This is a genomic window from Massilia sp. UMI-21, assembly GCA_015277795.1.
In the GTDB taxonomy this organism is placed as follows: Bacteria; Pseudomonadota; Gammaproteobacteria; order Burkholderiales; family Burkholderiaceae_D; genus Telluria.
The window spans coordinates 4,299,427-4,311,114 of record CP063848.1 but is presented as its reverse complement, the minus strand read 5'-3'; the positions used below and the strand labels follow the sequence as shown (position 1 = coordinate 4,311,114).

Here is an 11,688-nt window from a genome sequence, read left to right as displayed (position 1 = left end):
CTAGCAGAGTCAGGCACGTGCGGATTATGCACTTGATTATTGGCCTTCAGATCGGCGGTGCTGAGCTAATGCTCCAGCGGCTTTTGCGGGCGCACGAAGGGAGCTTAAATTACCGTCACGTAGTGGTGTCGCTTACGAACTTGGGGCCAATTGGGGAACAATTGATAGCGCGCGGAATTGAAGTCCATACGCTAGGCTTGCGTTCCCCCCTAGGCCTGCCACGGGTTATGTGGAGTTTAGTCTTCCTGTTGCGTCGTTTGAAAGCCGATATCGTGCAGACCTGGATGTACCACGCAGATCTGCTGGGCGGACTGGCAGCCCGGCTTGCGGGGCAGCGCACTGTAATTTGGGGTATCCGTACGACGGATGTGGCCGCTGGCAACAACCGCAGTACGGTTGCCGTCATGCGTTTATGTGCGACGCTCTCACGGCATATTCCAAAAGCGATCGTGTGTGCAGCTGCCGCTTCGCGGGAGGTACATGCGGCAGCCGGTTACGACGCTACCAAGATGGTCGTGGTGCCGAACGGCTTTGACGTGGAGCGTCTACAGGGTGGCGCTTCATTCCGCTTGCAGCTTCGCGCGGAATGTGGATTCAACTGTGATGACACTGTCATCGGGACGGTGGGCCGCTTCAATGCTGCGAAGGATCAACAAAATTTTGTACGTGCAGCAGGCTTAATTGCGGAACGTCATCCGGCCGTCCGGTTCTTAATGGTTGGGCGTGGTCTCGACAGGGCAAACGCCGAATTAGAAGATTGGATCTCGCAGACTGGGTACGCCGATCGCTTTGTCTTGCTCGGTGAACGCAAGGACATCCCCTCCTGCCTCTCGGCGATGGATCTGTTTTGCCTTTCCTCGCGGACTGAAGGGTTTCCCAACGTGGTGGGTGAAGCGATGGCTGTCGGCTTGCCTTGCGTAGTTACGGATGTTGGCGATGCCGCGCTGTTGGTGGGGGCGGAAGGTGTTGTGGTTCCAAAAGAGAACGCAACGGCGCTGGCAGAAGGCTTAGGGCAGGTGTTGGCGCTCTCGCCGGTTGCCCGGACTGCGCTGGGGCAGCGCGCGAAGGACCGCGTCGAAGCGGAGTTCACGATCGACCGTACCCGGCAACGGTTTGAAGAAATTTATAAACGTGTCTTAAACATTCAATAGAGCGGACAGCGCATGTGTGGATTTGTAGGTTTTTTTGGCGGTAATGGCAATGGCGGGGCGGTAGGCGATCAAGTCATGCTCAAGCGCATGACGGACACGATCGTGACACGAGGGCCTGACGACGCCGGCTCCTGGAGCGACCCTGAACGGCAGATCGGCCTTGGCCACCGACGCCTGGCAATCGTCGACCTCTCTCCCGCCGGACACCAACCAATGCCGTCGGCATCGGGACGCTATGTAATGGCGTTTAATGGCGAGATCTATAACCACATGTTGCTTCGCGATGAACTGCAGCGCAGCGGCAAGGCTCCTGCATGGCGCGGCCACTCCGATACCGAAACCCTGCTGGCCGGATTCGATGCGTGGGGCGTCGAAGGGACAGCCAAGCGCGCTATCGGCATGTTCGCATTCGCCATATGGGATCGCGAGCAGAACGTTCTGGTCCTGGGCCGTGACCGCCTTGGCGAAAAACCTCTGTATTACGGTTGGCAAGGAAAGGGCGGGAATGCAACTTTCCTGTTCGGCTCCGAACTGAAGGCCTTACGCGCCCACCCTGCATTCGAGAACCGGATCGACCGTGGTGCGCTGGCGCTGCAGCTGCGGCACAACTATATTCCTGCTCCCTACTCGATTTATGAGGGTATCGCGAAACTTTCGCCAGGTAGCTTGCTGACGGTTTCGCTTTCCGAGCCTATCCCTAAGGTGTCGACCTACTGGTCGGCTGCAGCGGTAGCCGAGGCAGGCGTGCGTGAGCCATTTTCCGGGACTCCCGAACAGGCTGTCGACGCACTTGAAGCTTTGCTCAAGGACGCAATCGGGCAGCAAATGATGGCGGATGTGCCGCTCGGCGCCTTCCTGTCGGGCGGTGTCGATTCGTCGACTGTGGTCGCCTTGATGCAGGCCCAGTCCGAACGCCCGGTCAAGACGTTTTCCATCGGCTTCCATGAAGACGAGTTCAATGAAGCGGAGCATGCCAAGAGCGTGGCTGCTCATCTTGGCACCGATCACACTGAGCTGTATGTGACGGCCGAGCAGGCCATGGCGGTCATTCCACGCCTGCCGCAGCTGTACGACGAGCCGTTCGCCGACTCTTCGCAAATCCCTACTTTTCTGGTGTCCCAGCTGGCGCGGAAAAACGTGACTGTCTCGCTGTCCGGCGATGCAGGCGACGAGCTGTTCTGTGGTTATAACCGGTACCAGATGACTGCGAATATGTGGAGCAATATTGCTGCGGCACCGGTTCCTCTGCGTAGGGTAGCGGCGCGCTCACTCACGGCCCTGTCGCCCGCCACCTGGAACAAGCTTGCTGGCAGTGTTCGGCGCATCAGTGGCGGTGCGCCGCGCTATGCCAATCTCGGCGATAAAATCCACAAGGGGGCGGCCGTCCTCTCCAGCAAGACGATTGATGAGCTGTATTTGAACCTCGTGTCACACTGGCGCGACCCCGGCTCTGTGGTAGTCGGCGCGCAAGCGCTTCCGACGCTGTTGGATGGAAATCCGCCGTCCATGAAGACACTGTCGGGCGTGCCGCGCATGATGGCAATGGACATGCTCACATACCTTCCGGATGACATCCTGTGCAAGGTGGACCGTGCCGCGATGGGCGTGTCACTTGAAACCCGGGTGCCCTTCCTCGATCACCGCGTGGTGGAATTCGCTTGGCGCCTGCCACAAACGTTGAAGCTGCGTGACGGCAAGAGCAAATGGGTCTTGCGGGAAGTCTTGTATCGCCATGTTCCAAAGCACCTGATCGAGCGTCCAAAGATGGGCTTCGGCGTTCCGATCGGAGCGTGGTTGCGTGGTCCGCTTCGCGCTTGGGCTGAGGCTTTGCTCGACGAGACGCGTCTTCGCGAAGAGGGTTTCTTCCATCCAGCGCAGATTCGCCAGAAATGGACCGAGCACGTAAGTGGCCAGCGTAACTGGGAGCATCAGTTGTGGAACGTACTGATGTTCCAAATCTGGTACGAAGAGAACCGTTGATTTGCAACAGTCTGCCGACTAAGTATTAGCGTTGAAGTCGCTGTTGCGCTATCCTGTTGTCCGCAGGAAAAACGATCCGCGCCCATATGGCGCGGATTTTTATGTGTGTACCCATCAAGCAACCTCTGCTGTAACTCGTCTAGCGGTAAGAAAAATGAAGCGCAAGATTGTCATCTCGATCAACACTGCCTGGAATATCTACAATTTTCGTGCTGGCCTCATCCAGGCGCTGATTAGTGCGGGATATGAAGTCATTGCGCTTGCACCTCATGACCAGTACTCGCAGCGGCTTGAAGAGCTCGGTTGCACGGTAGTTGATCTTCCGATGGACAACAACGGTACCCATCCAGGGCGTGACCTGTTGCTACTCGCAAGGTACTACTCTGTGCTGCGCACGCTGCGTCCCCATGCCTTCCTTGGTTATACTGTCAAGCCGAACGTTTATGGATCGCTCGCTGCGCATGCCTTGGGCATCCCGGTCATCAACAATATTGCTGGACTTGGCGCGACTTTCATTCGTGACAGCATCGTCACCAAGATTGTGAGAACGTTGTATAAAACCGCTTTGAAGCGGTCGCACAAGGTATTCTTCCAGAACGCCGACGACCTGGCCTTATTTACCGAATCCGGTCTCGTGCAACAGGCTTCGACTGGGTTGTTGCCAGGTTCCGGACTGAACCTCGATCAGTACGTGCCAGAGCCGATCGACATATCGGCGCAACGTCCATTCAAGTTCCTTCTTGTGGCTCGGATGTTGAAGGACAAAGGTATCGAGGAGTTTGCCGAAGCCGCGCGTCTCGTTCGCCGGCAGAATCCCGCTGTTGAGTTCCACCTGCTAGGTGCGGATGGCAGGAACAATCCGAATGGTGTTCCCGCCGCCACGATGGCGGCATGGGAGGCCGAAGGCATTGTGATCTATCACGGTAAAACCGATGATGTCCGGCCTTACCTTTCGGCATCCGATTGTGTCGTGTTGCCATCGTATCGTGAAGGCGTTCCTCGCTCTCTGCTGGAGGCTGCAGCAATGGCCCGGCCGGTTATTGCGACCGATGTAGTAGGCTGCCGCGACGCTGTGGAAGACAAGCTGACAGGGATGCTGTGTGAGGTGAAGTCGCCAGCAGCGCTTGCAGAAAAGATGCTTGCAATGATTGCGTTGTCGCTAGAAGAAAGAGCGGCGATGGGTGCAGCTGGACGGTGCATGGTCGAAGAAAAATTCGATGAACAGATTGTCATTCAAAAGTATCTGAAGGCACTCAATGCTGTCGCTAGGCCGTTTCCGGTGCAGTCCGACCTGGCAGATTACGTGCCCGAACAGATGAACTCCTGAGCGTGTTCCTGCAACCGTTTTCAGAAGACGTCACACCACACCAGGCCGGTGGGCTCGCTCACCGGCTTTTGCTTTCGACTCACATTCCGGGCCGTTCTAATTGCTAGTTGAATTCCGCCACTCAATCAGGTTGTCCTTTTGCGGCATATTGGCGCTGACTGTCGCCAATGCTTCTGCTGCCACCCCAACTGTGCAAGGCCAGTCGGGGTATGTCAACATGCCCAGTGCTGTAGTCGAAGCTGACTCGACTTTTACATTCGGCTACGGTTACGATAGCCCTTACGGCAGTATGTGGGCAACGGTGACGCCCCTGCCGTTTCTGCAAGTCACCGGTCGATATGTTGCGATTTCGGGTATCCCTGGTTTTACCCGTAACGAAGGTGAATACGGCAGCGAGTACGGCCGCTACAAGGACAAGGTCGTCGATGCCAAGCTCCAGCTCGTCAAGGAGTCCACTTGGCTGCCTGCCGTTGCCGTCGGCGCGACCGACCTGCTTGGCACCGAGCTATTCCGCGGCCACTATGTGGTGGCATCGAAGACCTTTGGTGCCGCAAGAAACATCGAGGCCAGTTTGGGCTTCGGCCGAAAGCGGCCATCGGGCGCCTTCGCAGGTGTTCGCTGGGCGCCACTATCGGTACCTGGGCTGGCACTCGTTGCCGAATATGATGCCAACGACTATCGAAAGGATTTTCGTGCGGCAGACACCGACGCCGGGCAGCGGCAAAAAGGGCCTGTCGTTGCGGCAGAGTACCGTTGGGGCTGGCTCGGCGCGCAAATTGCCCGGCACCGTGATCATTTCAGTGCCAACGCCTACATCACGTTCCCGTTCTCGGAGCGCGAGTTCATCCCGAAGCTGTACGAGCCGGCCTACTTCCAGCCGAAGTCCGCGCCTGCCCGGGTGAGTATCGAAGAGTGGCAGCAGGACACCAGTCACGGTACCAAACTCGTGCAGGCGTTGGTCAAGCAGAATTTCCAGCATGTCCGTGTCGAGATGAACGGCACAACGCTGCGCCTGACACTCACCAATAATCGCATTTCCGAGCTCGGGCGTGCAATCGGGCGCGCGAGCCGCACGGCACTGGCGTTTGCGCCAACCGGCACCAAGTCGCTTCACATCACGTACACCAGGCTTGAACAACCGCTGGCGACTTACGAGTTTTTCGATCTGCAGCGCCTGACGGATTATCTGACCGGCTTGACCGATCGCGAGACCTTCCTGCAAACCGTGCTGGTTCGCTATTCCAACCCCAGCGACAAGCTTGGTGACGATCAGCGAGCGATGCTCACCGCGATGCGCGACGAGGGCGAGACGCTCGGTGTGCGCGTGGGACATGAAGGCAACATGGTTCAGGTCAGTTCCGAAGACCGGGAAGCCAACCGTTTCAAGCTCGTGCCGAAAGTGTCGTTCTTCTTCAACGACCCGAGCGGGGCGTTGCGCTACGAGACGTCGGTGGCGGCCAACTATGACAAGCGATTGGGGGACGGCCTGTATTTCAACAGTGCTTTCAAACTGAACTTGCTGGAGAACGTTTCAGGTGTGACGCAACCCTCCAATAGTGTTTTGCCGCACGTTCGCACCGACATCGCCGAGTACAAGCGTGGCAGCCGCTTCAAGCTGAACCGGGCACTGATCAACAAGTACATGACCCTGGACGAGCACTGGTACGCGCGCGCCTCGGCAGGGCTGTATGAAGAGATGTTCCGGGGCGCTGGCGGCCAGGTTTTGTACCTGCCCCGAGACAAACGCTGGGCCGCCGACTTGACCGTCGACGCGCTCCAGCAACGCGACTTCAAGGGATGGCTGGGGAAACGCGATTACAGCACGGTGACAGCCCTTGGTGCGCTGCATTACAAACTGCCTTACGACATTACGGTCACGGGCCGGGCAGGGCGCTTCCTTGCAAAGGACGAAGGCGTACGCCTGGAATTCAAGCGTCGCTTCCGCTCTGGCGTCGAAGTCGGCGCCTGGTACACCAAAACCAATGGCAAGGACATTACCAGTCCAGGTACACCGACTGACCCCTACAACGACAAAGGCATCTTCCTGTCCATTCCGTTGAATATCATGCTGCCGTCCGACAGCCAGGCGGTCGCTGGCTTCGCGCTGTCCCCATGGACCCGCGACGTCGGCCAGATGGTCGGCAGCCCGGGCGACCTGTACGACATCTTCGAGAATCCGCGCCGTGACCTGTCTGCCTATGACGGTCTCGGTAACTTTGCAGAGCGCAAGGACGAGCAGCATCTGGACGTCATCACCCGGCCAGTGCGTCCCTTGCCAAGTGCCTGGCCGGCCTTCCGCTGGCGCCTGGAGCAGGCCGTGTCGACCACGCCGACCCTGCCGCAGTGGGCGCAGGGTTCCTTGCTGGCCGGCGGCGCAATCCTGGCGGGTGCCGCGCTCGACAAGCCGGTCGACCGCTTGGTTCGCCCCCGTCAGGACAATCGTGTGATCGACGCCTGGGCCAAGCTTGGCAAGGCCACGCCGGTCGTGCTGGCTGGTGCGGCCGGCGCCGCTGTCGCCTTCGGTGACAATCGCATGCAGAACATGGGCATCATCTCGCTGCAGTCGATTGCCGGCGCCGCCGGCGTGTCGATGGTGAGCAAGCGGGTGATCGGCCGCGCGCGCCCGGAAGAAGAGCTCGGCGCAAGCAGCCGCAGCGCCAAGCGCTCAGATGCGTCGTTCCCGTCCAATCATGCAGCCGTCGCCTTTGCCGCGGTCACGCCGTTCGCGCAGGAATACGATGCACCGTGGCTGTACGGTGTGGCCGCGATCGGCTCCCTGGGCCGTGTGGCGGACCGGAAGCACTGGGTATCGGACGTGGTTGCCGGTGGGGTGGTGGGCTACGCGATCGGCAGCTGGCTGTGGCAGGCGCAACGGGACGATTCAAGGTCGAGCTTCGCCGTCGTACCAGGTTCGAAACAGCTCGCCGTCACCTGGAGCGGCACCTACTGATGGCAGTGGCGCCGTCCCGGCGTCACTGCTTCCTCGCCGATGGGGAGCAAAAAAATGGCCGCTGATGAAGCGGCCATTTTTTTTGCTACTGGACGACTGGCGTCCACCCGATTAGTGGTGGGTGGTTGCCGAGTGCGAGGTGCTCGAATCGTTGTTCGAAGCTGCGACGCCGGCTGCAGCGACGGCAGCGCCGATGGCGATCAGGGCCGAGGTCGACAGGCCGGCCACGGCGGAGCCAGCAGCAACACCGACACCAGCAGCAGCGGCAGCGCTAGCACCAGCAGCACCAACGCCAGCACCAGCAGCGCCAGCACCAGCACCAGCAGCACCAGCACCAGTGGCACCTGCGCTACCAGCAGTGCTGGTTGCGGCGGTGTTGGTTGCTGCGACAGGCGCGGTGGTCTGGGCCAGCACTTGGGTCGACAGCAGGCTCAGGATCGCGCCAGCGGCGATAAGCTTTTTCATAATGGGTCCTTGATTGTTCAAAATACAGAAGTGCACAGTGCAAGATTTGCAAGCACATTATATTACCAAAATATTTCCCTGTATCAAAAAAAGGAACTGATCGTTACATTCTGGCACAGCATTGCCACAGTCGACGGGGATGCCGCCCACAGTTCATGCGCAGCGCATGTCCTGCCAGGGTGCACCTTGGGTTCTTCCGGCAGTAGCCATGCCCGTGAATACAGGGTGCTTTACGCCCCTTATTCAAAGTATGGCCGTAGGGCAATATCGCCGATAATGCTGACTTGGACTAGTCAAGAACGACACGACAGGAAAGCAGATGGCGGACGACAGCGACGCAGAACGGACAGAACCAGCGTCACCCAGAAGGCTCGAGAAAGCCCGGGAGGACGGCGACGTTCCCCGTTCGCGCGAAATCGCCACCTTCACCGTCCTGATGACCGCCGGCGCCGGCTTGTGGATGACGGGCGGTTCGCTGGTCGGCAAGCTGGAGGGGGCGCTGCAGTCCGGCCTGTCGCTGAGCCGCGACCAGGTCTACAATCCCAACATCCTGATCGAACGCATCACCACCGACCTGGTGTCGGTCTTGCTCGCCTGCCTGCCGCTGGCGGGCCTGATCATGCTGGTCGCGCTGGCCTCGCCGCTCCTGATCGGCGGCTGGAACGTGTCTTCCAAGGCGTTCATGCCGAACTTCATGAAGCTGAACCCGATGAAAGGCATCGGCAACATGTTTTCCACCAATGCCCTGATCGAACTGCTGAAGGCCATCGCCAAGACCCTGGTGGTGGGCGCCGTGGCCTGGGTGGTCATCATGGGCCAGAAGGATGCGGTGCTGGGCCTGGCGGTCGAGCCGCTGAACGCGGGCAGCGCCCACGTCGGCGAGATGGTGGCCAAGGCCTTCCTGTTCATTACCGGCGCCCTGGGCGTGATCGCGGCCATCGACGGCCCCTGGCAGCTGTACCACTACCACGACAAGATGAAGATGACGCGCCAGGAAGTCATCCAGGAGTCGAAGGAGTCGGACGGCAATCCTCAGATTAAGGGCAAGATTCGCCAGATGCAGCGCGAAATGGCGCGCGGCCGGATGATGCAGAATGTGCCCACTGCCGATGTGATCGTGACCAACCCGACCCACTATGCGGTGGCGCTGAAATACACCGACGGCCAGAAGGGCGCGCCGCGGGTGGTGGCCAAGGGCGTGGACGAGGTCGCGGCCAAGATCCGCGAACTGGGCCTTGAACACAAGGTGACCCTGCTGGAAGCCCCGGCCCTGGCCCGTGCGCTCTACAAGCACACCGACATCGACGAAGAGATCCCGGAAAAGCTGTTCTCGGCCGTGGCGGAAGTGCTGGCCTACGTCTACCAGCTGCGTTCCTTCAAGAAGGGCGAGGGCCAGTACCCGGATCGCCCGACCAGGCTGGCGGTGCCGGCGGAGATGGACCCGAACGATCCGGCTTATAAAGGGCCGGGAGCAAGCAGCGCAAAGGCGCAAGAATGAAGAACCGTAGCGTGGGCAAGTTTCTTGCCCACGCGGTGATGGTGTCGATCTGAATAGCTGCGCGGGCTGCGGCACGGTGAGTTGACCGCGTGGGCGGGAGGACCCGCCCACCCTACGAGAATACGGCCATGAACCAGCACTACAGCACGCACCACAGCACTAATACGAATAACGGAGCACTGCACGCATGAACAGCATCAAACTGCCGGCCTGGATGAACGGCATCGGAGCGCGCGGCGCCAGCGCGCTGGCCGCACCGATCTTCATCATCGTCCTGCTGGCGATGATGATCCTGCCGCTACCGGCCTTCGTGCTGGACGTGTTCTTCAGCTTTAACATCGCGCTGTCGGTCATCGTGCTGCTGACCGCCCTGTACACGGTCAAGCCGCTCGACTTCATGGCCTTCCCGGCCATCCTGCTCATCTCGACCATGCTGCGCCTGGCGCTCAACGTCGCTTCCACCCGCATCGTGCTCACCGAAGGCCACACCGGCGGCGCGGCTGCCGGTAAAGTGGTCGAAGCCTTCGGCCACTTCCTCATCGGCGGCAATTACACGGTCGGTATCGTCGTGTTCATCATCCTTACCATCATCAACTTCTCGGTGGTGACCAAGGGCGCGGGCCGTATCGCCGAAGTCGGCGCTCGCTTCGCCCTGGACGCGATGCCGGGCAAGCAGATGGCGATCGACGCCGACCTGAACGCCGGCCTGATCGGCGAAGCCGACGCCCGCAAGCGCCGCAGCGAAGTGGCGCAGGAAGCCGAGTTCTACGGCGCCATGGACGGTGCGTCCAAGTATGTGAAGGGCGACGCGGTCGCCGGCATCATGATCACCCTGATCAATGTCATCGGCGGCCTCATCGTCGGCATGGTGCAGCACGACCTGGCCGCCGGCCAGGCCGCCGAAACCTACACCCTGCTGGCCATCGGTGACGGCCTGGTGGCGCAGATTCCTTCCTTGATCATCTCGATCGCGGCCGGTATGGTGGTCTCGCGCGTGGCCAACGAGGACGACATCAGCAGCCAGGTCACCAGCCAGCTGTTCGCCCGTCCGGAAGCCCTGTATATCACCGGCGGCATCATCTTCGCGCTGGGCCTGATCCCGGGCATGCCGAACCTGGTGTTCCTGCTGCTGGGCAGCGCCCTGTGCGGCGGCGGCTACCTGATTGCCAAGCGCAAGAAGGAGGGCCCGGCCAAGGAAGCGGCTGCGGCGGCGGAAGCCGCGGCGAGCGCCGCTGCCGCCGGCGCGACGACGCCAAGCGAATCGGAAGAGGCCACCTGGCAGGACGTGATGGCGGTCGACACCCTCGGCCTGGAAGTGGGCTACCGCCTGATTCCACTGGTGGACAAGACCCAGGGCGGCGAGCTGCTCAAGCGCATCAAGGGCATCCGCAAGAAGTTCGCCCAGGAAGTCGGTTTCCTGGCGCCGCCGGTCCACATCCGCGACAACCTGGAACTCAAACCCTCTGCCTATCGCATCACCTTGAAGGGCGTGGAGGTGGGCGCCGGCGAAGCGATCAACGGCCAGTTCCTGGCGATCAATCCGGGCATGGCCAGCGGCACGCTGCCGGGCCTGGTGACCACCGACCCGGCCTTCGGCCTGCCGGCCGTCTGGATCGACGCCAGCCTGCGCGACGAGGCGCAGAGCCTGGGCTACACCGTGGTCGACGCCGGCACCGTCGTCGCCACCCACCTGAACCACCTGATCACGACCCACGCGTCCGAACTGCTGGGCCGCATGGAAGTGCAGGACCTGCTCGATCACCTGGCCAAGGCGGCGCCGAAACTGGTCGAAGACCTGGTGCCGAAGGTGGTGTCGCTGTCGACCCTGCAGAAAGTGCTGCAGAACCTGTTGCAGGAAGGCGTGCACATCCGCGACATGCGCACCATCATCGAGTCGCTGTCCGAGCACGCCGGCCAGACCCAGGACCCGGGCGAGCTGACCGCCATGGTGCGGGTGGCGCTGGGCCGGGCAATCGTCCAGCAGCTGTTCCCGGGTACCAACGAGCTGTCGGTGATGACGCTCGACAATCGCCTCGAGCGCCTCCTGATGCAGGCGATGGGGGCGGGCGGCGACGGCACCGGCATCGAGCCGGGCCTGGCCGACACGATTGCCCAGCAGGCCGCCAACGCGGCCCAGCAGCAGGAGCAGATGGGCCTGAGCCCGGTGTTGCTGGTGCCGGCGCCGCTGCGCGTGCTGCTCGCGCGCTTCCTGCGCCGCGCGGTGCCACAATTGAAGGTGTTGTCGCACAACGAGATCCCGGAGACCAAGACGATACGGGTCACCAGTCTGGTGGGCGTGCCGATGTAAATACTGCCG

General features: G+C 60.9%; 7 protein-coding genes. 6 read left to right on the top strand and 1 reads right to left on the bottom strand.

From position 1 onward, the window contains the following. The first annotated feature begins 17 nt into the window (after nt 1-17). The 4 genes from IM543_19015 (at nt 18) to IM543_19000 (ending at nt 7,408) form a co-directional block, all read left to right on the top strand. A complete protein-coding gene (locus IM543_19015) occupies nt 18-1,151 on the top strand; it encodes a glycosyltransferase (protein ID QOY93616.1) in 1,134 nt (377 codons plus the stop codon). Nucleotides 1,152-1,163: 12 nt separating this feature from the next. Beyond that, nucleotides 1,164-3,131, top strand: coding sequence for an asparagine synthase (glutamine-hydrolyzing) (gene asnB, locus IM543_19010; protein QOY93615.1), 1,968 nt, complete (start codon nt 1,164-1,166; stop codon nt 3,129-3,131). Nucleotides 3,132-3,285: 154 nt separating this feature from the next. Continuing rightward, the gene (locus IM543_19005; protein QOY93614.1) at nt 3,286-4,458 is read left to right on the top strand and encodes a glycosyltransferase family 4 protein; all 1,173 of its coding nucleotides are present in this window, start codon (nt 3,286-3,288) and stop codon (nt 4,456-4,458) included. A gap of 154 nt (nt 4,459-4,612) precedes the next feature. Further along, the gene (locus tag IM543_19000) at nt 4,613-7,408 is read left to right on the top strand and encodes a YjbH domain-containing protein (protein QOY96761.1); all 2,796 of its coding nucleotides are present in this window, start codon (nt 4,613-4,615) and stop codon (nt 7,406-7,408) included. A gap of 200 nt (nt 7,409-7,608) precedes the next feature. Here IM543_19000 and IM543_18995 read toward each other — a convergent pair whose 3' ends face one another. Beyond that, nucleotides 7,609-7,752: a hypothetical protein gene (locus tag IM543_18995; GenBank protein ID QOY93613.1), complete on the bottom strand. Its 144-nt coding sequence runs from the start codon at nt 7,750-7,752 to the stop codon at nt 7,609-7,611. 440 nt (nt 7,753-8,192) lie between these two features. Between IM543_18995 and flhB the strand changes: the two genes are divergently transcribed. Next, nucleotides 8,193-9,371 (top strand): flagellar type III secretion system protein FlhB, encoded by a 1,179-nt coding sequence (flhB, locus tag IM543_18990; GenBank protein QOY93612.1) that lies wholly within the window; start codon nt 8,193-8,195, stop codon nt 9,369-9,371. 187 nt (nt 9,372-9,558) lie between these two features. Beyond that, entirely contained in the window at nt 9,559-11,679 is a 2,121-nt protein-coding gene (gene flhA, locus IM543_18985; protein ID QOY93611.1) for a flagellar biosynthesis protein FlhA, read from the top strand. Nucleotides 11,680-11,688: the final 9 nt, after the last annotated feature.